21 protein-coding genes are annotated in these 24,074 nt (G+C 60.0%); 18 read left to right on the top strand and 3 right to left on the bottom strand.

Annotation, left to right across the window (positions count from 1 at the left end; genetic code table 11):
* Nucleotides 1-6 precede the first annotated feature (6 nt).
* The 3 genes from RI101_09725 (at nucleotide 7) to RI101_09715 (ending at nucleotide 3,314) form a co-directional block, all read left to right on the top strand.
* Nucleotides 7-1,398, top strand: a complete 1,392-nt coding sequence (locus RI101_09725; GenBank protein MEC4890324.1) for an HlyD family type I secretion periplasmic adaptor subunit — start codon at nucleotides 7-9, stop codon at nucleotides 1,396-1,398.
* Between the two features lie 19 nt (nucleotides 1,399-1,417).
* Complete coding sequence (locus RI101_09720) at nucleotides 1,418-2,755, top strand: TolC family protein (GenBank protein ID MEC4890323.1); 1,338 nt, start codon at nucleotides 1,418-1,420, stop codon at nucleotides 2,753-2,755.
* A gap of 121 nt (nucleotides 2,756-2,876) precedes the next feature.
* Nucleotides 2,877-3,314 carry a hypothetical protein gene (locus RI101_09715; GenBank protein MEC4890322.1) on the top strand — a complete coding sequence of 146 codons (438 nt, stop codon included), beginning with the start codon at nucleotides 2,877-2,879 and terminating at the stop codon, nucleotides 3,312-3,314.
* A gap of 124 nt (nucleotides 3,315-3,438) precedes the next feature.
* Here RI101_09715 and RI101_09710 read toward each other — a convergent pair whose 3' ends face one another.
* Nucleotides 3,439-3,564 carry a sodium-dependent bicarbonate transport family permease gene (locus RI101_09710; GenBank protein MEC4890321.1) on the bottom strand — a complete coding sequence of 42 codons (126 nt, stop codon included), beginning with the start codon at nucleotides 3,562-3,564 and terminating at the stop codon, nucleotides 3,439-3,441.
* Nucleotides 3,565-3,639: 75 nt separating this feature from the next.
* On the opposite strand from RI101_09710, the gene RI101_09705 reads away from it, so the two are divergent.
* Nucleotides 3,640-3,837, top strand: coding sequence for a hypothetical protein (locus tag RI101_09705; GenBank protein ID MEC4890320.1), 198 nt, complete (start codon nucleotides 3,640-3,642; stop codon nucleotides 3,835-3,837).
* A gap of 141 nt (nucleotides 3,838-3,978) precedes the next feature.
* Here RI101_09705 and RI101_09700 read toward each other — a convergent pair whose 3' ends face one another.
* Nucleotides 3,979-4,707, bottom strand: coding sequence for a hypothetical protein (locus tag RI101_09700; protein MEC4890319.1), 729 nt, complete (start codon nucleotides 4,705-4,707; stop codon nucleotides 3,979-3,981).
* A 213-nt stretch (nucleotides 4,708-4,920) separates the two neighbouring features.
* Nucleotides 4,921-5,778, bottom strand: coding sequence for an HDOD domain-containing protein (locus RI101_09695; GenBank protein ID MEC4890318.1), 858 nt, complete (start codon nucleotides 5,776-5,778; stop codon nucleotides 4,921-4,923).
* A gap of 334 nt (nucleotides 5,779-6,112) precedes the next feature.
* Between RI101_09695 and RI101_09690 the strand changes: the two genes are divergently transcribed.
* From RI101_09690 to RI101_09625, 14 genes are all read left to right on the top strand, one after another.
* Complete coding sequence (locus RI101_09690; protein MEC4890317.1) at nucleotides 6,113-7,486, top strand: sigma-54 dependent transcriptional regulator; 1,374 nt, start codon at nucleotides 6,113-6,115, stop codon at nucleotides 7,484-7,486.
* The gene (locus RI101_09685; protein ID MEC4890316.1) at nucleotides 7,483-8,580 is read left to right on the top strand and encodes an ATP-binding protein; all 1,098 of its coding nucleotides are present in this window, start codon (nucleotides 7,483-7,485) and stop codon (nucleotides 8,578-8,580) included. Before RI101_09690 ends, RI101_09685 begins: the two co-directional genes overlap by 4 nt.
* A 225-nt stretch (nucleotides 8,581-8,805) precedes the next feature.
* Complete coding sequence (locus tag RI101_09680; GenBank protein ID MEC4890315.1) at nucleotides 8,806-9,192, top strand: response regulator; 387 nt, start codon at nucleotides 8,806-8,808, stop codon at nucleotides 9,190-9,192.
* A 64-nt stretch (nucleotides 9,193-9,256) separates the two neighbouring features.
* Nucleotides 9,257-10,654 (top strand): sigma-54 dependent transcriptional regulator, encoded by a 1,398-nt coding sequence (locus tag RI101_09675; GenBank protein ID MEC4890314.1) that lies wholly within the window; start codon nucleotides 9,257-9,259, stop codon nucleotides 10,652-10,654.
* A 527-nt stretch (nucleotides 10,655-11,181) separates the two neighbouring features.
* Nucleotides 11,182-16,065: a hypothetical protein gene (locus RI101_09670; protein ID MEC4890313.1), complete on the top strand. Its 4,884-nt coding sequence runs from the start codon at nucleotides 11,182-11,184 to the stop codon at nucleotides 16,063-16,065.
* Nucleotides 16,066-16,200: 135 nt separating this feature from the next.
* A complete protein-coding gene (locus RI101_09665; protein ID MEC4890312.1) occupies nucleotides 16,201-17,163 on the top strand; it encodes an SUMF1/EgtB/PvdO family nonheme iron enzyme in 963 nt (320 codons plus the stop codon).
* 26 nt (nucleotides 17,164-17,189) lie between these two features.
* Nucleotides 17,190-18,152: a formylglycine-generating enzyme family protein gene (locus tag RI101_09660; GenBank protein MEC4890311.1), complete on the top strand. Its 963-nt coding sequence runs from the start codon at nucleotides 17,190-17,192 to the stop codon at nucleotides 18,150-18,152.
* A gap of 124 nt (nucleotides 18,153-18,276) precedes the next feature.
* The gene (locus RI101_09655) at nucleotides 18,277-18,960 is read left to right on the top strand and encodes a hypothetical protein (GenBank protein MEC4890310.1); all 684 of its coding nucleotides are present in this window, start codon (nucleotides 18,277-18,279) and stop codon (nucleotides 18,958-18,960) included.
* Between the two features lie 3 nt (nucleotides 18,961-18,963).
* Nucleotides 18,964-19,572, top strand: coding sequence for a hypothetical protein (locus tag RI101_09650; protein ID MEC4890309.1), 609 nt, complete (start codon nucleotides 18,964-18,966; stop codon nucleotides 19,570-19,572).
* Between the two features lie 15 nt (nucleotides 19,573-19,587).
* Nucleotides 19,588-20,067 carry a DUF4149 domain-containing protein gene (locus RI101_09645; protein ID MEC4890308.1) on the top strand — a complete coding sequence of 160 codons (480 nt, stop codon included), beginning with the start codon at nucleotides 19,588-19,590 and terminating at the stop codon, nucleotides 20,065-20,067.
* Between the two features lie 112 nt (nucleotides 20,068-20,179).
* Nucleotides 20,180-21,448, top strand: a complete 1,269-nt coding sequence (locus RI101_09640) for a hypothetical protein (GenBank protein ID MEC4890307.1) — start codon at nucleotides 20,180-20,182, stop codon at nucleotides 21,446-21,448.
* A gap of 276 nt (nucleotides 21,449-21,724) precedes the next feature.
* Nucleotides 21,725-22,153: a DUF2231 domain-containing protein gene (locus tag RI101_09635; GenBank protein MEC4890306.1), complete on the top strand. Its 429-nt coding sequence runs from the start codon at nucleotides 21,725-21,727 to the stop codon at nucleotides 22,151-22,153.
* A gap of 26 nt (nucleotides 22,154-22,179) precedes the next feature.
* On the top strand, nucleotides 22,180-22,647 hold the full coding sequence (locus RI101_09630; GenBank protein ID MEC4890305.1) for a hypothetical protein: 468 nt from the start codon (nucleotides 22,180-22,182) through the stop codon (nucleotides 22,645-22,647).
* 129 nt (nucleotides 22,648-22,776) lie between these two features.
* Nucleotides 22,777-24,015: an FAD/NAD(P)-binding oxidoreductase gene (locus RI101_09625; protein MEC4890304.1), complete on the top strand. Its 1,239-nt coding sequence runs from the start codon at nucleotides 22,777-22,779 to the stop codon at nucleotides 24,013-24,015.
* Nucleotides 24,016-24,074: the final 59 nt, after the last annotated feature.

Here is a 24,074-nt window from a genome sequence, read left to right as displayed (position 1 = left end):
TCTGGTATGGGATTGGGATTGCTCTCCCGGTATTGGTCGGTGTTTCGGGCGGCCTGGCAGGCCGAGCGTGGCGCGCCCCTTGGCACGGTGTCGGGCAGTCGTGCGACGGAATTTCTGCCGGCTGTCCTCGAAATTCAGCAGGCCCCGCCTTCTCCGATCGGCCGGGCCGTGCTCTGGACGATTCTCGCCGCCGTTACTGCCGGAGTTATGTGGGCGACGTTCGGATGGATCGATATCGTCGCGACCGCGCAGGGCAAGATTATTCCGAGCGGCTATTCCAAGGTGATTCAGCCCTATGAGGCCGGGGTCATTGCCGCAATCCATGTGCAGGATGGGCAAGCGGTCAGCAAGGGCGAGGTGCTGATCGATCTCGATCCGACGCAGAATCGGGCCGATCATGACCGGGCGTCGAACGAATACCGGGCCGCGAAGGTGGACGCGGCGCGATTGCGGGCGTTGATTGCCGGGGTGGCGGACTTCGAGGCTCCCCCGGAGAGCGATCCGTCCTATGTTCTGCTGCAGCAGCAGCTGCTGCGTGACCAGCTGGCTGAGTTTCAGGCCCGCGTGGCGGCGGCGCTGCATCTCATCGATCAGCGGAAAGCGGCGCGGGATCAAACGAAAGAGAATCTCCGGCGATTGGAGGCCACCGTGCCGATGGAGGCCGAGCGGGCGGAGTCCTATCGGAAACTGCTTGAGCACGAGGCGGTGACCAAGATGGATTACATGCAGGCGGAGGAGCAGCGGATCGACAAGACACAAGAGCTGGCGGGGCAGAAGAGCCGGCTTCTTCAGGATTTGGCGGCGCTGGCGGAAGCGGAGAAAAATTATCGCGTGTTGGTCTCCGAATTCCAGCAGACCAAGCAGGTTGAGCTGTCCACGCTGGAGACGAAAGCGGCCTCGTTGGTGCAAGACGTGACGAAGGCGGGGCAGAAAACCGACCTCCAGCGGCTCGTGTCTCCGATCGACGGCGTGGTGCAGCAACTGGCGGTGCATACGGTGGGCGGCATTGTGACGCCGGCGCAGGAGCTGCTCACGGTGGTCCCGCAAGACCATCCTGTTGAAGTGGTGGCGCAGGTCGAGAACAAAGATGTGGGGTTTGTGAAAGAAGGCCAGCCGGTTGAGATCAAGATCGAGACCTTTCCCTTCACGCTGTATGGCACGATTCCCGGCAGGGTGCTCAGCGTGTCGGACGATGCGGCGCCGATCGAGAAGGTTGGATTGGTCTATCCCACGCGTGTGAGCATGGACCGCGGGACGATTCAGGTGGAAGGGAGGCAGGTGAATCTGACTCCCGGTATGGCTTTGACGGTGGAGATCAAGACCGGCCAGCGGAGGATTATCGAGTATCTTCTGAGTCCGCTGCTGAAATCGGTGAAAGAAAGCATGAGAGAACGGTAAGAGTGTGATGAAGTGGCTCATGGGTAAGCTCCATTGCGGGCTAGTGGTGGGACTCTGGCTGTGCCTCTTGCCGGGCGCCAGCGCCGCTGCGGATGTATTGGCGACGCCGGTGCACGCGGCGGCTCCGGCTCCCTTGCTGTTGTCTCTGCGTGGGGCGTTGGATGCCGCGGTGGAGAATAATCCCGACGTCTTGCTCTATCGGGAGCGCATTGAAGCGGCGCGCGGCCAGGTGCAAACCCAACTGGGCGCGATGTTGCCCAATATTTCCGGGAACGTGCGGCAGTCCAGACAGACCCAGTTTTTGGGCACCTTCGGTCTCTCTCCGATTCGGACCGATCCCTTCAGCATTTTTGACGCTCGCCTGACCGCCTCGCAAAATCTGCTGAGCGTCAGCTTGATTCAGCGGTGGCGGGCTTCACGCGAAACCATGCATGTCACCGAGTTTGAGTCCGACATCCGGAAGTTCGATACGATGTCCAGTGTGGCTCTCCTCTATATGGAGGGTGTGAAGGCCTTGGCGATGGTCAAGATGCACGAGGCCAATCAGCAGGTCATGATGGAACTGCTGGCCATGGTGAAACATCGCCAGCGCGGCGGCGTAGCGACCGGCCTCGATCTGGTCAGGCTGGAAGGACAGTTGGCCAATGAACGCCAGGCGGGCGCCTCGGCGCGGTACGATGCCGCGCGAGCCAAGCTGGGGTTGATCAACCTGCTGGGATTCACCTTCGAGATCCCTGTGACGCTCACCGACGACTTTCAGCCAGAGGTGCGAGAGGCCCCACAGCCTCAGTCCGCGGTCGAATCCGCATTGACCAACAGGCCGGAAGTGATGGCGCAGTACACCCGTATGCGTGCGTCGGAGCTGACGTACTCCTCGATCACCGGCGAGCGGCTGCCGTCGCTTGTGGCTCAGGGAGACTATGGAACGATCGGCAATCGGTGGAATAGCACGATCGACACCTACAATATGGCGCTCTTGTTCCAAGTCCCGATCTTCGATGGAGCGCAGCGCGAAGGGAGGATCGCCGAGGCCCGAAGTCAATTGCGCCAGGAATCATTCCGCATGCGGTCGGTGCTCAATCAGGTGAAGATGGAGGTGCATGATGCGTTAGCCGCGTTGGGATCAGCGAAGGAGCAGGTCGTGATCGCCCAAGCCGGGTTGCAATCGGCGACCAGGGAGTTGGAGCTGGCGCGCGAACGCTATGCCGTTATCACTGCCGCCAGCCAGTTCGAAATAACCAATGCCATTACGGCGGTCTCGCGCGCCCGAGAAAATGCCGTGACCGCCCTGTTTCAGCTTAACGCTGCGCGGGTGAACCTCGCACGGGCCACCGGCACTCTCTCCACGCTTCAGTAGCAGAGGGGTGTGCGCGGATAGCACGCGTGCTCAATCGAATGTCCGGAGAAGCATGCGCGAACGGGTTCAGTCTCGAGGCCCAGCGAATGACGCTGCGGTATATAAAAAGAGAGGAGTCTGCATGCAAAGGGATTGGCGACGGATCGTCGGCATTGCGTGTATTGGGGGTATGGTATTGGGCTGGAGTCTTCAAAGTTGGGCGGCAGAACCGGTGACGCCTATCGGCACTCTTTGGGGGAATCCCAGTGCGTTGCATCGGAAAGTGATGAAGCTTGAAGGGATTGCCAAAGCGGTTGTGGGATATTCGGGAACGGATTTGGGCACCAACCAAGCGCTCTGCGGAGCCGATTTCAAACTCGACGACGAGACAGGTTCGATCGATGTGGCGTATCACGTGCGGTGCCAGGCCGGAGAAGACCGCGCGACCACCGTTGTGGACGGGCAGCGGGTGTCGGTGGATGGCTATCTTGAGGCACCTCCGACCATGCTGCACACCGGGGAAGGGAAGGATCTTGGCGTGATGTTCGTTGCCAGAACCGTGACAATTGTCAAAAGGTAATGTTGAAATTACAAATAGTTAATACTCATGTCTGAGCCTATATTGGGGAGGGGAGAGTTGCAGGAGAGACCGTCGAATCCATTCCTGCGGTGAGCAGGAGCCTCCTCCTCTGACGTGATGTGGCCTATCCGCTGAACGTGACGGTGGCAAACCAGTGGAGAAAGGGAATCCCAACGGTGATGTTGAAGGGAAAGGTCACGGCTAAGACCGGTACCATGGCGAGTGTGGGATTGGCTTCAGGGAGCGCCAAACGGATGGTTGCGAAGAGAAGAAAAGTTGTCAGGAACCATTGTTTGAAGTGGCCGGTAGCACTTGAGGGGCAGGCATGGGCCGACCATTACGCACTGCGTCAGCCGACATCGTCTACCATGTGTTGAATCGGGCGAATGCCCGGATGACGCTGTTTGAAGACGACGGGGATTATGCCGCGTTTGAACGGGTCTTGACGCAGGCCTGTGCACGCGTCTCAATGCGGCTCCTGCGTGCGAAAAACGGGGACATTCTACATTTTCTGGCAGCCTAGCGAGCTAATGATGATGTGACGATGCCACGCACGGCGTGGCGTCAGTTGGCGTCTACTGCTATGTCGAGGAAATCGGGGGTAGGTCTTGCAATGGTGCATCTTGAGCGTGCCTGAAAGAATGTGTTCAGAGATTCCTCCGGTCTACTTCACCAGCCACACGCGGTAGGTTTTCGAGGCGGCGGGCTTGGCGACTTTGAGCACGGCCACGGCGCCGGGGTTCAGGATGTCTTCTCCGGTCTGGGTCTTTCTGGCGGGATGCCGCTGAGTCTGTATCAGCAGGCCCTGGCTGTCGTAGAAGTCCACCATGATATCGGCGGATTCTCGCAAGCCGCCTTGATAATGGGTGCCGAGCCAATCGAGGCGCTTCAAGGCCTGGTATTGAACCGCAATTATCCCGCCATCGTCTTCTTGCACGGTCAGAATCCGCAGTGCCCGGTTGTGGTCGATCTCGTCCGTCTTGGCCGGTCCACCGGCGAGTTGTGCACGGATGATGCGTGTCGTATCCTCCGCCGAAAGATAGCCCTTCACGCGGCAGAACAGGGTCCGTCCACGTTCGGTCTGCTCAAGAATCTGCGGGTTTTGGACGTGGCGCGTCGCCAGGGTGTACGCCAGGTCGCGGAGCAGCGGGGAATCGATGACGGATGCGGTCTGCTCGCGATATAGCGAGGAGTTTACGACGGCCAGGCGCCAGGCTTCCCGGCAGGCCAGTGCTGCGGCCTCGGCAGGCGGTTCGGATTCGCGCGCGGCATACCGATAATCCCCGGTGATTTCGATGTGTCCATTTGACACGTCGGTACCCTGCCCTGCCGCAGGGGGCAATAGGATTATGGTGAGCCAGAGAAGGAAGAACGTGGTCTGCCAACCGAGCATGGGAACCTCCTCTTCTTGCGTGAGGGGATCCGTGTGGGGTGTCACTCCGCGTTGAAATGCTACCATGCAGGCTACGCGACAACAATGGGAGCAAGGGGCACGCGCAGAGAGGCTATCGCGCGGTGGACTAGGCGGCAGGATGAGCGATGGATGGCGGGCCTAGTGCCGTGATGGTCGTGCAGCCAGGCGAATCTTGCGGCGGCCGGTTGAGGTCTATGCCGCCAAGGCCAAGGGGTAGATCAGTTCGAGGGTCTCATGGAGCTGGCTGTGAGAGGCCTCAATCAGGGCTGGGGACTCCTCGGGTTTGAACCGGGTGGTGCTGAGGGCATAGGCATGGAAGGGGAGTGCTTGTTTGAGCTTCGCCGGGTCCAGATCGGCGTGGTCGGCCAGCACGCCGGCCAGGTGCACGATGGAGGCGTGGAGCGTGAATTCTCCGGCGTCGCTGGGTTTCAACTGATGGCGGATGGCTGATTCCATCTGCAGGGGCATTTCCCATGAGCGAATGAGTTCGGCGCCGACTTCGGCATAATCGGCCCCGATGCTTGCTTGTTCGATTTCGGCCAGCGGACTGCCCAGATTATTGGCCTCCACGAGGGCGGCCTGGGCTTGTTTGGGGATGGCTTGATAGAGGATCAAGTGGCCGATGTCTCTGAGCAGCCCCTCAATGAAGAACCGTTCACTATCTTCGATGCCGCAGGATTTGGCAATTTTTGCGGCCATAAGAGCGCAGAGGACGCTTTTCCGCCAATAGGCGGACAAGTCCATGAGGTCCGTCGTCATGCCGGAGAAGGTGCGCCCAATGGTGGTGGCCGTGACGAGGTCGCTGACGGCTTGCATCCCGATCAGATTGACGGCCCGGGAAATGGTATCGATTTGCTTGGGGAATCCGTAGAACGGGCTATTGACGATTCTCAGGAGGCGCGCGGAAATGGCCGGGTCGATCTTGAGCACTTTGGCCAGATCTTCCATGGTCGAGTCATGGTTTTCCACAACGGCCCGCACGCGGAAGTAAATTTCCGGCAAAGTGAAGACGGTGGAGCACGATTTCACGAGTTCTTGCGCTGATGGCATGGTGAGTAACCCTCCCTAGTATCGCGAGTATCGCGTTCGCGCTCCATTCGATGCGACTCTTCAGGATCCTTATCGGCTGCTACGTGGCAGTACTAAAGGAAAGGAGTGCCCTATTTCCCAATAGGGACATCTGTCCTGGGACGGTAGGTGCGGTGCTTACTGGCTTCAGGCTTGCAGAATTCACCCCAAGGCCGTGTGCAGATCGAGAAAAAGATAAAAACTGTTGCATTTGTCTCCAGTGGGAAGTGGCTGCTGTGGAGTTGTGCCACAGTGACGGCGTATGATTGTGTCTAGTGGCCGGGTACGTTACTAGGGTTCAGGGAAGGGGTTGCCAATGACTGAAGAATGGGGTGCGGTGCTGGTGGTGGACGATGACGCAGAGATGCGTGAGCTGGTGTCCGATGTGTTAAGCGGGCGTGGACACCAAATTACGACGGCGGGCAGCGGGCAGGAGGCGCTCAAGCTGCTGGCGGAACAAGATTTTGCGGTCGTTCTCACTGATCTGCGGATGAAGGGCATGCTCGGGACGGAACTCCTGAACGAGATCAAACGGCTTCATCCCGACATCGGCGTGATCTTAATGACGGCCTTCGGGTCGGTGGAAACGGCGGTTGACGCCATGAAGCACGGCGCCAGCGACTATCTGACCAAGCCGGTGAAGTCGGAGGAAATCATTCGGGTGGTTGAGCGCGCGGTGCGGGAATCGGCGCTCCGGCGGGAAGTCAGCCGGCTGCGCAAAGAGGTGCACAAAGAATACAGCTTCCATCACATTTTGGGGAAGAGCAAGGCGATACAAGGCGTGTTTGATTTGATCCGCCGTGTGGCCGATGGTCCGACCAATGTACTGATCACCGGCGAGAGCGGAACGGGCAAAGAGCTGGTGGCCAAGGCGATCCATTACAACAGCGACCGGAAGGATGCGCCGTTTGTGCCGGTGAATTGCGCGGCGATTCCCGAACAATTGCTGGAGAGCGAGCTCTTTGGCCATATGCGGGGCGCCTTTACCGACGCCAAGGCCGACAAGCGGGGGCTGTTCGAAGAGGCGCAGAAGGGCACGCTCTTTCTCGATGAGATCAGCGAGCTGCCGTTGATGCTGCAGGCGAAATTGCTGCGGGCCATTCAGGAGAAGGAGATCCGCCGGGTCGGGGCGAATAAGCCGGTGGCGGTCGATGTGCGCATCATCGCGGCCACGAATCTCCATCTGGCCGAAGAGGTGAAGGCCAAGCGGTTCCGCGACGATCTCTACTACCGGCTCAATGTGATTGAGTTGAAGCTGCCCCCGTTGCGGGAGCGGCGCGAGGATATTCCTATTTTGGTGGAGGCTTTCCTGAAAAAATGCGCCGCGGTGCGGGGCAAGAACGTGAAGGGCGTGAGCGAGTCGGCGCTGGCGATGCTGATGGACTATGACTGGCCCGGCAATGTGCGGGAATTGGAAAATGTGATCGAGCGCGCAGTCACGCTGAGCCGCGCGGAAATCATTTCCCCTGACGATCTGCCGACGGCGGTGCAGGGCGCGCGTGGCGACCGGCGGGTATTGGATGAAGCCGCCGAGAAAACGCTGTCGCTCCATGAGATCGAGAGAGAGTACATCAAGAAAATCCTCGAAAAGACCGGCGGGAATAAGTATCAGGCTGCCCATGCGCTGGGGATTGACCGGAAGACCCTCTATCGGAAGCTGGCGGATATGGAGGGTGCGAGTCAGGAATGAGCCGGGAGATTCTCCAAGATGAAGGCCAGTTTCGCCGGATCGTCGATGCCGCGCCGAATGGCATGCTGCTGGTCAATCAGGCCGGGACGATCATCATGGCCAATGCCTGTTTGTTGAATCTGTTTGGGTACCAGCAGGATGATCTCCTGGGCCAGCCGGTGGAGATCTTGCTGCCGGTTCCGCACCGCGGCGAGCATCCTATTCAGCGGAGCGAGTTTTTTGCCCATATGAAGGCGCGATCGATGGGGGGCGGGAAGGAACTGTTCGGGCTTCGCAAGGACGGCACGGAGTTTCCCGTTGAGATCGGCCTCACCCCGATCGATACGGCGGAAGGCCGGTGTATTCTCGCCTCGGTGGTGGATATCACGGAGCGCAAACGGCTGGAGGCGCAGTTGCGCCGCGCGGAGCGGCTGGCCGAGCTGGGCACGCTGGCGTCCGGCATGGCGCATGAAATCGGCACGCCGATGAACGTGATTTTAGGCCGGGCCGAATATCTGCTGGAGCGGACCAAGGAGGAGGGAACGAAGAAAGGGCTGCAGACGATCGTCAGCCAGGTGGAACGGATTACGCGTGTGATGAACCAGTTGCTCGCGTTTGCCCGGCGCAGCCCGATCGAGCGGGTCTCGCTCGATCTTCGCCAGACGGTGCAGGGGAGTCTCGATATGTTCGAGGAGCGGCTGGTCCGGAGCCGGATCAGAGTGGAGTTGTCGCTGCCTGAGGTGTGCCCCCTTGCGCATGCCGATCGCGATCAAATGAGCCAGGTCTTGATCAATCTCATCATGAATGCGATTCATGCCATGCCGGATGGAGGCGTGTTGCGCGTGTCCGTCGAGGCGCGGCCTGCCTGCGTCATGCTGGCCGTGAGCGATACCGGGCACGGGATCCCTCCCGATGTGCTGCATAAGATCTTCGAGCCGTTTTTCACGACCAAAGAGTTTGGCAAGGGGACTGGGCTGGGATTGACGGTGGTGAAGGGCATCCTCGAAGAGCATGGCGGGGGCATTCACGTGGCCAGTGAAGTCGGCACAGGCACGACGGTCACACTCTCGCTGCCGATTGCCGATGAATCAGGGCCGCAATCGTTCGGGCCGTAGCTGTGGCGCAACGCAACAGGTTGATCTATCCCGTTTGACGCTTTTCTCGCCAATGAAGAAACCTCTCGGTCTGTGTGCTCCGTTCATGCAATAGAACCCCATGCGATTGCAGGATAATTTTCGCAGGATTCATGGCGTAGCTATGGCACATCGCTTGCGAATGTTCCGGCATATGCCGGTCCTGATCGATGGGGGGCAGTTGTGAGTCAACAAGGAGTGATGCCGATGGTCTTGATAGTCGAAGATGACTCAGAAATGCGGAGTCTCTTGCGGGATGAACTCTGGGGCGAGGGGTATGTGTTGAAGGAAGCCCGGGATGGGGAAGAGGCGGTGCGGGTGGCGCGCGAGTCGCCGCCGGATTTGATTTTGTCGGATCTGAAGATGCCGGGGGGCGGAGTGGAGTATGTGAGCCGGTTAAAGCGCGCGGTGCCGAACTGCCCGCTTGTGCTGATGACGGCCTTTGGGGATGCCAAATTACAGGCCGAGGTCTTGGCGTCAGGTGCGACGGCCTACTTCGATAAGCCGGTGCATGTGTCGGAATTAAAGGCCACGATTAAACGGTTGTTGAACAATAAGGCAGAGGGCGAAAGGCAGGGGGCGAGCGCGAATTGAATGTCCGTCGGTTGAGTCTGATGTGAGTGAGCGCGTGTGTGCCCATACATAAGAAGGAGTGGAGATGGCCGGATCTCAATTTGAGCAGACCGCACAGGGCCCCTTTGATGATCCCATCCTGGCTGCGCGGCTGGAAGCGATTCAGCAGTTGGCCGGTGGATCGGCCGACCGGGTGTCGGTGATGGATCGCGACTTCAATGTCATTTATGCCAACGAAGCCGGGTGGCCGGGAGGCCCGGGGAGTGCGCCTTCCGATCGTTCCGCAAAGTGTTATGAGGCGTTTGCCAATCGGACGGATCCCTGCGAGGCCTGCCCGGCGAGCAAAGTCTTTGACTCGCCCGACGTGCAGTCCGTCGCGTGCAGCAGTCATGTAGATGGCGCGGCCTGCGGGATGCACCAAGCGTTTCCGTTGCGCTCCAGCGCGGGCACGGTGGGGTCGATGCTGGTGCTCTTCAAGCCGCAGGCACCCAGCCGGCGCGGTTCTGCCGAAGCTGTTCATACCAATCCCCCACCCTCGGGGGGGCGGGAGTCGCTCGGTGAGCTGCTGGGGCGGAGCGCGACGATGCAGCAACTGTTCGACACGATTGCCTTGGTGGCCGATAGTCCGGCGACGGTCTTGATTCAGGGCGACAGCGGGACCGGCAAGGAGCTGGTGGCAAAGACGCTGCATCGGATGAGCTATCGGCGTGAGAAACCGTTTGTGGTGGTCGATTGCGGGTCGCTTCCCGAAACGCTGCTGGAGAGCGAGCTGTTTGGCCACATGAAGGGGTCATTTACCGGCGCGACGGCGACCAAGCGGGGGCTGTTTGAAGAGGCCGATGGAGGCACGATCTTTTTGGATGAAATCGCCGACACGACGCCGGCCTTTCAGGCCAAGCTCCTGCGGGTGTTGCAGGAAGGCGAAGTCAAGCGAGTCGGCGGCAATCAGCCGATTAAAGTCGACGTTCGGATCGTCTCGGCGACGAATAAGGATTTGGTCGAGCTCGTCAAGGCCAAGTCGTTTCGGCAGGATTTGTACTATCGGCTGGCGGTGTTGCCGCTCTATCTTCCGCCGCTTCGCGAGCGCCGGGAGGACATCCCGCTGCTGGTGGAGCATTTTGTGGCGGCTTCCTGCAAACGCCATCGGCAGCCCTTGCGAACCGTCTCTCCGGAGGTGATGCAGGCCTTAAGCGAAGCGGCATGGCCGGGGAATGTGCGTGAGTTGCAACATTATATAGAGCGGGCCGTCGTGACGACCACCGGCGCCGAGTTGAGCTGCAAAGATGTGGTGGCCCTCGGGTCGAAGGCCAGCAGCGATGACGGATTGCGAACGGTCGTTCGCGATGCCGTGAGTCAGGCCGAGCGAGCCAGGATTATTGACGCCCTCAAAAAGACCGGCGGCAATCGGCTGCGGGCGGCCAAGTTACTGAAAATTAGCCGGGCTAGTCTCTACAATAAATTGCGCGATTACGATTTGCAGTAACCTTAAGTAGTCCCGAATGTCCCCAATTGGAATTATTTACGTGTCTAGCTGAATGGACAGTGCAACTTGTTGAAAATGCGTAGGGCGCGTGTTTGTCCCTGGTGGTTCTGTCTATGTCTGTGGAATTAGGTCTCTTTCGGCGGCAGGGAAAGATTCAGGGGAAGAAGCGCCGATATCGCGCCAGTATTGGAGAATCGGATTTGTGATGATATTGCCGCAGGTTAGGCATAAGGCTTGCGGTAGAGTGGGGCGCTGGTGAAGGCCTGGGTGATTTTGGACCGGCCTCCGAATGACCCTCTCCTTCGCAAGAAGGAAACCTTCACCAGCTCTTTTCCTCCTAAGACAAGGCCGGAGGATGCGGAGGCCGGTTCCCTTCATCGTTCAGCCGAACACGGAGCGGAAGTCGGTAATAGACAAGGGTTCTTTAACCAGCCGCCAATGATGGCGGGCTTAACCGGGGAGGCCGTGATATGAGGTCTTTTCTATTCCAACCTACACGCAAGCGGAGGCGCACGAGGGCGGCGCTGATGCTTCAAAGCGTGCTGCTGGCAAGCAGTTTGGTGGCGACACCATGGCTGTTTGCGGCAGAAACGGGATCGGGGTCCCATCAGGGACACGCGACTCCCGTCGCCATGCCGGGGTGGACCCAGCAACTGAAGGGGCAGACGGTGGTGGAAAACGCCATCGAGGGTCGCGCCGGGAACGCCGAGAAGATGGAGATGCAGCATCATCGCTTGATGGAGAAGCTGGAGCAGCAGGCGCAGAAAGACGCGCAGGCGACCCCCACCTCCGGTGCCTTCAACGAGATGTCGATGATGCACCAGTACATGGGCCAGGACGGCAGCAGCTTCCTGCTCATGACGGATTCGGGCAAGGGCGAGCCGGTGATGTCCTCCGGCGGCAAGTGCCCGGCCAATGCGCCGGTCAAGAAGTTCGATGTCTCGATGATCAATATCGAGATCAGTCTGAACCGGTGGCTCGATTTCTATCCCGGATACATGTACGTCCACACGGGCGACATCGCCAAAGTCCGCGCCGAAGAGGCCGCGAACAAGGCGGCTCGTGAAAAAGACGGATTTGATCCGGGCGCGGTGACGACCGGAAACCAGGGCGATGCGATTCAGCCGCTCGTCCTTCGCGCCAACCAGGGTGATTGCGTCAAGATGACCTTGCGCAACCAGATGGAGGCCGAAGACGGCAGCTTGGTCATTCAGGCGTCCAGCATGATCGTGAGCGCCACGGGGAAGCCCGCGACGACGACGAACCCGGACACGGTCGTGTCGCCGGGCAAGTCGCAGGAATTCGAATGGTACATCCATCCGAACATGCAGGAAGGTGTGCGGCAGTTCCATTCGTGGAGCAATGACCGCGAGTTGACGGTGTTGGGCATGTTCGGTGCCTTCATCGTTGAGCCGAAGGGCTCCAAATACCTCGATCCGCTCGGTACGGGCGCCGCGCCCGAAACCGCGAGCGGCTGGCAGGTCATGATCGACAACGGATCCGGTCCGGACTTCCGCGAGTTCGTGCTGTTCTATCACGAAATCGGCGACGAAGCGTTCCGTCCGCTGAACAAGAAGGGTGACTTCTTGCCGCAGCGCGATCCGCTGACCGATGCCTATCGTCCGGGTGGCCGCGCGATCAACTATCGCAGCGAGCCGTTCGGCATCGATCAGATGCATTTGCAGCATGAATATTTCGGGTTCGAGGACGAGTCGATGGCGTACAGCGCGTACACCTTCGGCGATCCTCCCACCACGGTGGCCCGCGGCTACCTCGGTGATCCGGTCAAGTGGCGGTTGGTGCATGGTGGATCGGAAGTGTTCCACAGCCACCATCCCCATAGCGGCACCATCCGCTGGCAGCGCAGCCCGCGTGCCGATCAGGAAGAGCATTGGTACAAGGGGCAGGACGGTCCGGTGAAGTACCCGGTCGTTCGCACCAAGTCAGATCGGGTGGACGTCGAAGTCGTCGGTCCGTCCGAGTCGCTCGACCTGGAACCGGAGTGCGGCGGCGGTGGCTGTCAGCACCTGGCCGGCGAGTTCCTCTATCACTGCCACGTGGCGCATCACTATGTCGCGGGCATGTGGGGGTACGGCCGGTTCTACAACACGCTCCAAGTTGGCGCGGCGCATACCGACACGATGCCGGATATGCGGGAGTTGCCGGATCGTCTGGGCCGCATGAAGCAGGGTGTCTCGTCGGACAAGCTGATCGGCACGACCGTCGATTGGTTCGGCAAGACCTTTAAGATCGTCGATAAGGGCCAGAAGACGAACTGGAAGTCCGATCCTGTGGTGGTGAACATCAAGGATTGGGTGGAAATGTTCGTGCCGGCCCAGGGCCAGCCTGGCCACACCAACGATGAAAAGGCCCAGATCCTGGCCTACGATTCGACGGTGTGGGACTGGAAGTGGGATGGGAACATTGCCCGCGGTGAACGCGAGAGCACGGCGTTGAACCCGAAGTATCCGGCGGCAGCCAAGTGGGATGATAGCACCAGACCCGCCATTCTCTTCGACCCGACCACGGGCAAGATGGCCTGGCCGCTGTTCAAGCCGCACTTCGGCAAGCGCGTGCCGTTCTCCGCGAACCACAGTGGCGCGCCTTGGTTGGAGCCGATCCACCAGGATGCCAACGGTGAGCGGACTTCCGAGCCGGCACAACCGGGCGAACAGGGACGCTGGAGTCTCTGTCCGGTGAACGCCAATCGGAAGCTCTACAACATTCACTTTGTCCGCATGCCGATCACCCTGGCCAAGAAGCAGGGGAAAGAGCCGGCCATGGTGGACAAGGACGGCCTGATCTATCTGCTCCACGAAGAAGAGCGGCTGACCAGGGCCAACGACGATCTCAAGCTTCCGGCGGTCATTCGCGCCAACGTGTATGACTGCGTGGACTTGTTGTTGACGAGCGAGTGGGATGACGACGACTACACGAATTTCCAGTCGTCCAAGATCAACATCCATCCCCACTTCTTCCAGTTCGATACAGGGAACTCGGACGGTGTGATCTCCGGGATGGAGTATGAAATGTCGGTGCGCCCCTTCACCATGTGGGGCAAGAAGACGAAGCACGGATTGCCTGCTCCGATGGTCGCCAAGATCGTCGGTGGGGCGAAAGCCGGAGCCAGCAGCATCAAGATTCAGATGGCTCCCGGCGCGACCGCGTTCCATGTGAACACCGAAGTCATGGTGGGCATGGATTGCTTGGAGAACGGCAACGATGCCACGGCGTCACTGCCGCGGGATAAGAGCTGCTCCGAAGTCGCCCGGATCAAGGAGATCAAGGGCGATCAGGTGACGTTCTTCAAGCCGTTGAAGAACAACCACCCGGCGAACGACCTCGTGTCGCCGGAGTTCGTGCGCTATCGGTGGTGGGTGGACGTGGATATGGGGACCGTGTTCTGGCATGACCACGCGTTCGGCGCGACGACCTGGCCGCATGGCGGGTTCGGCGTGACGATCGTGGAGCCGTTCGGGTCCACCTATCACGATCCGAAGAACGGCAAGCTGGTGTGGAGCGGTCCGATCGCGGACATCCATAGCAACGAGCCGATCGGTGCCGGTGTCAGCGGCAGCTTCCGTGAGTTGATGGTCTCCATCCACGACACGGTGCCGCACACGGTCAACGTCATTGAAGCCGGCAATCCTCCGGGACAGCCGATCGAAGTGGCGTTGGAAGCGGGCAAGACGGTGTCGTTCCAGATGCCCGATAAGATCATGAACGCACCGAACAAGTACATCAATGGCGGTACGCATACGACCGGCAGCGGTTTCAACTTCCGCGCGGCTCCGTTTGCGCAGCGCCTCTCGAACAATCCGGATACGTCAAAGCTGTTCAGCAGCGCGGTCCATGGGGATCCGGGCACACCGCTCCTGCGGGCGTACACGGGCGACACCATGGTGTTCCGCCTGTTGCATCAGCTGATGAACGAATCGCACGTCTGGACGATTGCCGGCCATACGTTCCTCACGGAGCGTTATGCGGGCGATGCCAACCGGAAGAACTCGATTCACGTCGGGATCGCCGAGCGGTATGACCTCGTCACCAAGGCGGGCGGATTCCAGGGCATGCCCGGTGACTACATCCACTTCAACGGCAGAACGTCACACTTCGCCGAAGGTGGATGGGGCATTGTGCGCGTGCTCGACAAGGAAGTGGCGGACCTCAAGCCGCTTCCTAAGGGTACCAATCCGCTGGGTATTCCAGCGACGCCCAGCTCGGTCTGTCCGGCCGATGCCCCGGTGAAGAGCTTCAACGTTGTGGCGTTGGATCGCCCGATGAAGCTCAACCCGAAGGCGCCGGATGCGATCGAAGTGGACTTCGAGCGGAAGATCGAAATGACCATGCCGGAAGGCAAGATCTTCGCGCTGGAAGAGGAAGCGACGACGGTCGCCAGCGGTGCGACACCGAATCCGTTGACGCTGCGCGTCAACCTTGGTGATTGCATCAAGGTGAATCTGAAGAACAAGATGAAGGCGAGCCGGGCGTCGTTCTTTGCGCCGGGCCTGGCCTTCGATCCGAAGGATAGCCAGGGCCTGAACGTCGGCAACAACGGCGGCGATCAGACCGTGGGGCCCGGCGAAGGCCGGAGCTACACCTACTATGCCCATCCGGCGAATAAGGAAACGACGTCGCTGGTGTGGGATGGCGGCAACATCATCGTCAATCCGCGTAACGGATTGTATGGTGCCATCATCGTCGGCCCGAAGGGATCGCAGTACCGCGATCCGGTGACCGGCGCGGATGTGTCGCAGAAGAACAGCTGGCGGGCGGACGTCATTGTGGACGCCACCTTGCCGGAAAACATGGGCAAGCGGAACTATCGTGATGTGGCCCTCTTCTTCCAAGACGAGGACAACATCATCGGGACCGCGTTCATGCCCTATGTGCAGAACGTGGCCGGTTTGACGTCGGTGAACTACCGCGCCGAACCGTACAAGTTCCGTGAAGAGCAAGGCTGCTCGCTCGGGAAGATTTTCCAGCCCTGTGCGGTGGATAAGCCCGAGGATCCCGTCACGCCTCTGATCGAGGCGCATGCGGGTGACGCCGTTCGCATCCATGTCATCGGTGCGAACAGCGAGCAGAACGGCATGTTTGCGGTCGAAGGCCACGAGTGGCCGATCGAGCCGTACATGGCCGGTGCTGACATGATCAGCGTCGTGGAGTATGCCGGATCCGAGACCCTCGATGTCTTCCTCCGTGGCGGTGCGGGCGGCCCGTATCGTCAGGTGGGTGACTTCGTCTGGTCCAACGCCCGGCTGCCCTACACGCAGTCAGGACAGTGGGGCTACCTCCGTGTGTTGCCAGCCGGCGATTCACGGATCCAACCGCTCGGCGCGGCCGGTATGGGCGCCAAGCAGGCGGATGCGCAGCCCGCAGTGAAAGCCATTCCGACCGCAATGAAGTAAGCGGGACGGACATGGTGTAACACCTGATGGGGGGGCTGCCTGTTTCATGCAGCTCCCCCATCGTGTTTCTACAGGCTGAAGGAAATTTGGTTTTCCAGAATTGGGCGAGAGGCGAGGGGCAAGGGGAACAACGGTATGAGGCGATGGGGCGCATTCAATGAGTCGCGAGTCGGGGTGATGCTGGTTGTGCTTGCCTCGTGCCTCGTGCCTCTAGCCTCGTGCCCAAGCCCTGCATTGGCCAATCACGAGTCCTCCGCGCAGCCGCCGCTATGGACCCCGTTGGATGATGTCGAACGGATGGCGGCCCTGGAGGTGCCTGGCGGCATGGTAACGGTACCGGCCGGAGAGTTTTTGATGGGGAGCGATCCGCGCAAGGATCGGGCCGCAGGACCGCAAGAGTTGCCGCAGCATCGCGTCTATCTCGATGCGTTCCAGATTGATCGGTATGAAGTGTCGAATGTCGAGTATCTGCGCTTTATTCTCGCCACCGGCGCGGACTGGCCGCCGTTCTGGCGGGCCAAACCCTTTCCTGACAAAATGGCGCTGCATCCCGTCATCAACGTCAGCTGGCAGGAGGCGGATGCCTATTGCCGCTGGACCGGCAAGCGGTTGCCGACCGAGGCGGAGTGGGAAAAAGCCGCGCGGGGCGAGGATGGGCGGGTGTTCCCCTGGGGCGATGAGCCGGCGGGATGGATCAAGAGCAATATCGCCCATCCCGGATCGAAGCGGGGCGCCAAGTATCCCCCCCTGGCCAACATCAACCGGTATGACAAAGGGGCCAGCCCCTATGGGGTCTATCAAATGGCGGGGAACGTCAGTGAATGGGTGGCCGATTGGTTTGATCCGGACTATTACGGGCAAGGGCACAATGCCAATCCCAAGGGGCCTGCGACCGGCGAGTTGAAAGTGTTTCGTGGCGGATCCTGGAACGAAGATCCGGAAGTCGCGCGGTCGGCTGGGCGCAATGGGGGCGAGGTCACGAGGAAAAGCTATTTAACCGGATTTCGCTGTGCGAAGTCTGAATTGGGCCAGCGGCAGGAGGCGAGTGGCGAAGGGGGGGATGGTGCGATCCCCGCGCCGCTTGCCTCGCGCCGCTAGCTTGCGACGAACAAGGAGGCCGAGAAATGGAACGGAAAGAAACGGAGCAGTTTCGGAAGTGGGAGTGGGGGATCAATGCCGTGTTGGTGTTAGCCGCGCTGCTGATCATGGCGCGCATGGCCTGGGGGCTCGATACCCAGGATATCGTGGTGGAATGGACGGAGGCCGGGAAGAAGCTCGCGACTGAACGGGTGGCAAACTGGAAGACGAAAGACGAAATGGTGCTGGTCCCGGCCGGTGAATTTATCATGGGCAGCGATAAAAAGACGGACCGGCTCGCCTATCGGGGGGAAATTCCCCAGCGGCGGGTGTATCTGGATGCGTTCGAGATCGGCAAGTACGAAGTGACCGCGTTGGAATACCTGAAGTTCGTCTTGGCGACCGACCGGAAGCCGCAATTGGATTGGCGCTATGACGGCGGCAATTTTCAGGAGACCATGGCGCATCACCCCATTATGCACGTGTCCTGGTACGACGCAGATGCCTATTGCAAGTGGGCGGGCCGGCGCTTGCCGACTGAAGCGGAATGGGAAAAGGCGGCGCGGGGCACCGATGGACGGCTCTTTCCCTGGGGACCCGAACTGGCCGGGCCGACCAGAGCGAATTTCGGGCGGACTGGATTGTCCGGCCCTGTGCGCGACCGTCCGGAGCGGTTGCTGCTGTATCCGCCGATCATTTCCGTTGATCGTTACGACAATGCGGTGAGTCCCTATGGCCTCTATCAGATGATTGGCAATGTTTCTGAATGGGTGAACGATTGGTATGACCAGGATTACTACAAAACGGCCCCGGACCGGAATCCCCAAGGTCCTGAAAAAGGGACGCAGAAGGCCTTCCGTGGCGGTGGCTGGATGGACAGCACCACCACGATGCGCGCGGCCATGCGCAACGGCACCGATCCCAATACGAAGATCAATTGGATGGGCTTCCGCTGTGCGCGCGATGCGCAGGGAGAGGCGGGATCAAAAGTTTCGCTGATGAAGAACTAGTGCACGAGTGAGTTTATGAAGGTACTTTTTACCAAGCTGATGTCTCGGGCCGGCGAGTCGGATTCAGCTGAACCGACAAAAGATCAGGACGATCTTTTGCCACCAACCCAGGGAGGGGAGCATCATGCAGGTTTGGACAGCCGTACGGAGCATTGGAGTGTGGTGTGCCGCAGTTGCGATCGCCGGGGGGCTCGGTGTGTCTGGTGCCTCGCCGGCTATGGCTGAAGAAGGCACCGGGAATCAGGTGTTCTTCAAGGGCGGGTTCATGAATTTGAACCATGACCGAGGGAACCAGACGTTTACGGATGTGGGGGGCGGAGCGACCGGTACTAACGGTGGGAATGCTGGTTGGTATGCGGGGGCCGGTCTTGATCTCGTCATGTCGAAGAATGCCTGGGGGGCCGTGGACAAGACCTGGGTGGTGGGCGAGATCGGATTGCAGTTTAACCGGATCAATTCAGCCCGAGTAAACAACGCGATTGGGTATGTAACGACTAGTACGAATGACATGCAGCAGGTGCAACTCACGATGATGACCATCAACGTGTCGCCAAAGATCAAGTTCATGGAGGGGAGTGCGTTCCGTCCTTGGATCATTCCGATCGGGCTGGATTTTCATGTGATCAGCCCACCGTCGAATAGGACGCAGTATCTGGATATGGGCGTGCAGTTTGGCGCGGGCTTCGAGATGCAGGTCTGGAAGGCGTTCATGCTTGGCGTGGATGCTCGGTACCACCTCACGGCTCGCATGACCAACACGAACAACGATTATTTCCAAGTCGGCCCCTATGTCGGGATTTCGTTCTAGGAGATGTCCAGCACGCGGGGCGTTGACGCCCCGCGTGCTGGCGCGACTGGGGTGCAGGCGATGAATTTGGTGGTGCACATTCCCCATCGGGTGACGGAAGAAGATTCCGGCGCGCTGAGCCTCGCTCAGCGCGCTCCCACCTTCATCATGGAATCGGAAGGGGAGGAGCGGGTCTGTATCGCCACATTTCCGGACCTGCCGAAAGGCATCGATCTGGCGCTGCAGCTGATCGGGGAATCCGTTCGCATTCACGGCGCCTGGGCCAGTATCAACGCCCGCCCGATATCCAATCTGACGAAGCTCTGGCAGCGATTGGAGTGTTATCGGGAAAGTTTGCTCGTGGACGATGTGCGCCGCCATTGCTTGGAGAAGTCGGCCCTTTTTCACACCCTGGTGGGGTGCGAAGTGAGCCGCTGTCCGGTGTCCTGCCAGTTTCTCTGCACGCCTTGCCGGTTGATGTTGCAGGACGATCTCGATCCCTCTCTCAGTGTCTCGATCGCGGACGCGGCCACGTTCGCGGAAGTCGAGTGGTGTCCGCACCTGGCGGCGGCGATGGCGCCGCCTGCCGGAGCCCAACCGATGCTCTTGAATCCCCGCTCAGCCCGTCCGTAGAGTGGCAGACCAGTCATGTTGCCACTTATCCTGGTCTGGATTCATCTTCTTGCCGCGGTCAGCTGGATCGGAGGGACGCTGTTTCTCTCCCTGGTCCTGGCGCCGTCGTATCGCGCATTGGCGTCCAAGCCGGATGCCGGCGCCCTCTTTCGGGCCACGGCGAGGCGGTTTCGTCTGATTGTGTGGAGTGCGGTCGCGGTGCTGGGGTTGACCGGGCCCATGCTGGTTGTCTCGCATGGCTGGCCGCTCTTCGAACCTGCGAGATGGCCGTCGCTGCTGGCGGTGAAGCTGTCGTTGGTGGGCCTCTTATTGCTCATGACGCTGGCCCATGATCTGGTGCTCGGTCCGCTGGTGCGGGCGGTCATGGCGGTGCCCGCCGATCAGCGGCAGGCCTCCGATCGCACGATTCTGACGGCGGCCACCTGGCTGCCGCGCTTGGCGCTGTTGCTGGCCCTTGCGGTCTTGCTGGCGGCGGTGATGCTGGCCCGCCAGTAGCCGGCCGGTTGATCTCTTTCCTTGATCCCTCTACTCTATAGTCAGTATGAAGCTGAGATGGCGCGCGGGAAATCCATCCTGTTTGCGCATGGCGGATCGAAGGAGGATGCCTATGAGTTGTAACCAATATATGCGCGCACGGGCTGCCCGTGCAGTCCAGGCCTGTGGATTGGGTGCGTGGGCACTGATGGGGGTGATGATGGCCCAGCCAAATGCGGCCTCAGCCTATGAGGTCTGGCTGACCGATCAATCCGATACAGGGAAGGAGAGCGGCGGGTATTTGCATATCTATGATGGCGCGCAGCTGGCGGCGAATCCAGCCACAGCCAAGCCCATGACCACGATCGATTTCTCGGGGGAGATCGGCAAGTTTTGCGAGGAGGCGACGAAGAAGCCGGTGCGCCGTCCGCACATGTTGTTCTTCAACAAGGCCCAGGACCATGTCATCCTGTCGTTCTTGAGCGGGCATGTGCTCTTCATGGATGCGGCGACGAAGAAGCCGGAAGCCTGTCTTTCGATGGGCAAGAACGTTCATGCAGCCTGGCCGACGCCGGATCAGAAGATGGCGATTGCCGCCAACATCGCCGAAAAGAAGTTTATCCGGATCTGGACGGACTACAGCGCCCACACGTTTACCTTCGATCCGGACAAAGACGTAGTGAATTTGACCGCCTTCGAAGGCGCCGAGCGTCCCGACACCTCGCCTATTTGTCCGATTACTGAAGCGTCGAGCCGCTATGCGTTCGTCACCTTGCGTGGCGGAGGCTTGGTGGTGATGGATGTGACCACCACGCCGATGAAGGCCGTGGCGAAGCTCGATAACAACCAGATTCATCCGGCCGGATGCGGGGGCGTCCAAGTCGGTGAGATGATGTACATCAATTCCGGCGGCGGCTGGCCGGTGGCGCCGCTGTCCTACGATGTGTATGCGATCAATCTCACGACGCTGCCCAACTCGATTTCGGCCAAGCTCATCTCCCAGCGGGACGAGAAGTTTGCCGATTCGCACGGGATGGTGGGCGTCGGCCGCTACGTGTGGGTGGCCGATCGGGCCGGGAACAATGTCGAAATCATCGACTCTCTCAGCAACTTGAGCGTGAGTGCGATCGATCTGGCGACCGAGGGGAATAAAGACCCGGCTCCCGATTTGATGGATGTCTCGCCGGACGGCCAGTATGTGTTCGTGGGGCTGCGAGGCCCCAATCCGCTGACCGGCAACGACAAGGGTGTGCATAATGCCAAGGGCACGATCCCCGGTGTTGGCGTGATTCATGTCGATGCGGACGGAAAAGTTGGGCATTACAAGGGACAGGCGGTGATTACGAATAAGAAGGACGACAAGGAGACCGCCGACACTCACGGAATTGCGGTCAGAAAATAATGAGCGCGATGCATGGGCCTCCGGATTCATGTCCGGGGGCCCGTGCTGTGTTCTCTTCCCTCTCTCCCCTCAAGTCCTCTTTTCCTCTCAGCGAGTGACCCGTTCTGCGACAGTGTGATTCATGGCTCTGTGGAAAGACTCCCCTTCTTGCCGGATCACTCCGTGCGCTTGAGGGCATCTACTTGAAATTCCAGCAGGAATAGCTCCGGTTGCTGCGAGGGAGTTACGGCCCTACGCTTGCATTCCGGTGAATGAAGGAACAAAAGGAGCATGACGATGCATCCCATTCATCCGATGCTGGTCCATTTCCCCATCGCACTGTTGTCGGCCACGGTATTTTTCGATGTGCTGGCGCAACGATGGCGGCGGGAGGAGTGCCGGATCGCCAGCCTGTACACACTGATATTGGGATTGGCTGGCGCGCTCGCCGCAGTCGCCAGTGGCGCCATGGCGGAGGAGGCGGTGGAGCATAGCGGGGTGCCCGAGCAGGTGCTTGAGCTGCATGAATCGTTGGGGTTCGCCACGTTCTGGATCTTTGCCGGATTGCTGGGGCTGCGGGCCGCCATCTGGCTTGAGTGGGTGCAGGAACGCCCGCTCGTTTCCCTGGCGCTCGGGGTGACCGGTGTTGCGGTGCTGCTCGTGGCCAGCTACTTCGGCGGCAGTCTTGTCTATGAATATGGCGCCGGGGTGATGGTTCCAAGGTAGCAACGAGCAGGGGACAAAGGAACGGGATGAAACAACGTATCGGCATGGTGGCGGTGATGTTGTGGGCGGTCACGATCGCTGCGGGCGCGTGGCTGTTTGTATCGGGGGTGACGAGGCCCGGAGCGGACGGCCGCACGGAGATCCGTTTGGCGGCGAGCGAGCGAGATCTGATTCTCGGAGAGATGCGGCAGCTCTTAAAGGCGGTGGATGGGGTCGTCAGAGGCCTGGGGGAGCCGCAGCCGGATGTGGCATCGATGGAAGCTGTGGCCCGAGGGGCAGGGATGGGCATGGCGGCGGATGTCAATCCGGCGATCATGGTCAAGCTGCCGCTTCCGTTCAAGCAGATGGGGATGTCGATCCATCGGGATATGGATGCGCTGGCCGATGCCATCAGCCGGAAAGAGAGTTCGCAGCAAATTCTGCAACGCCTCGCGAGCATGACGGCCCGCTGCACGGCGTGCCACGAGTTGTATCGGTTCTCTACGGAGCGGTAGACGTGGGACGCGTGCGGGCGGGACATCGCGAATCCATTTTGCCGGCGATGACTCCTATCAATCAGGATGAGGGCCTGTTGACACATGCTGAACGCTGACTGCTGACAGCGTGGAGAAAAGGAGGATTCCATGGCACGAGTGGTCATCATCGGCGCATCGATCGGGGGATTGCCCGCGGCCTATGAGGCACGGGCTCTATTGGACAAGAAGCATCGGGTGACGGTGATTTCAAATGTTGAGTCGTTTCACTTTGTGCCGTCGAATCCGTGGGTGGCGGTGGGCTGGCGCAAGCGGAAGGACATCAGTTTTGCGCTGGGGCCGGTATTGGAAAAGAAGGGGATCGAATTTGTGCATGCCACGGCCGACCGGATCGAGCCGGAGCAGAACCGGGTGGTCACAGCGAAAGGCGAAGTGCCGTACGACTATCTGATCGTCGCCACGGGTCCGAAGTTGAATTTTGGCGCCGTCCCAGGCCTGGGCCCCAGCGGCTATACCCAGTCGGTCTGTAATGTGGACCATGCCGAACAGGCCTGGGGGGCGTATCAGAGTTTTCTCAAAGATCCCGGTCCGATCGTGGTCGGCGCCGCTCAGGGAGCCTCCTGCTTCGGGCCGGCCTATGAGATGGCCTTTGTCATCGACGCGGACCTGCGTAAAAAAAAGCTCCGCAAGAAAGTCCCGATCTATTTTGTGACGCCGGAGCCCTACATCGGGCATATGGGGTTGGCCGGTGTGGGCAAGTCGCGGCGGCTCATGGAAGATGAATTCGCCGAACATTCCATCAAGCCCATCTCGAATATGTCGATCAAGGAAGTGCAGCCGGGGAAAATGCTCTTGGATGACGGGCAGGAAGTGCCCTTCCGCTATTCGATGATCATCCCGCCGTTTGCGGGGGTGGATGCCGTCGCCGGGACGGCTGGGTTGTGCAACCCCAAGGGGTTTGTGAACATCGATGCCTACCAGGCGAATCCCAAGTATCGAAATATCTATGCGGTGGGAGTCTGCGTGGCGATTCCTCCGGTGGAGCAGACGCCGGTGCCGACCGGTGCGCCGAAGACCGGGTACATGATCGAATCGATGGTGTCGGCCGCCGTGCACAATATCAACGCGGACATTGAGCACAACGCCAAGAGGGACACGGCGACGTGGAATGCCATCTGTCTCGCCGACATGGGCGATACGGGGATGGCGTTTGTCGCGCTTCCGCAAATGGCCCCTCGAAACGTCACCTGGGCCAAGAAGGGCAAGTGGGTGCATCTGGCCAAGATCGGCCTGGAGAAGTATTTCCTGATGAAGATGAAGCGGGGCGTGAGCGAACCGTTTTTCGAGAAGGCGATTTTGAACGCCATGGGGATCAATAAGCTGGAATGAGCTGGGTGTGACTCAGAAGCAGGCTGAATCCTTTTTTTTGCCGAAGGCTCCCATAGGCA

This window comes from Nitrospira sp. (assembly GCA_035968315.1).
In the GTDB taxonomy this organism is placed as follows: domain Bacteria; phylum Nitrospirota; class Nitrospiria; order Nitrospirales; family Nitrospiraceae; genus Nitrospira_D.
Note: the sequence above shows the minus strand (reverse complement) of the source record. Positions and strands in the feature narration are given on the sequence as shown.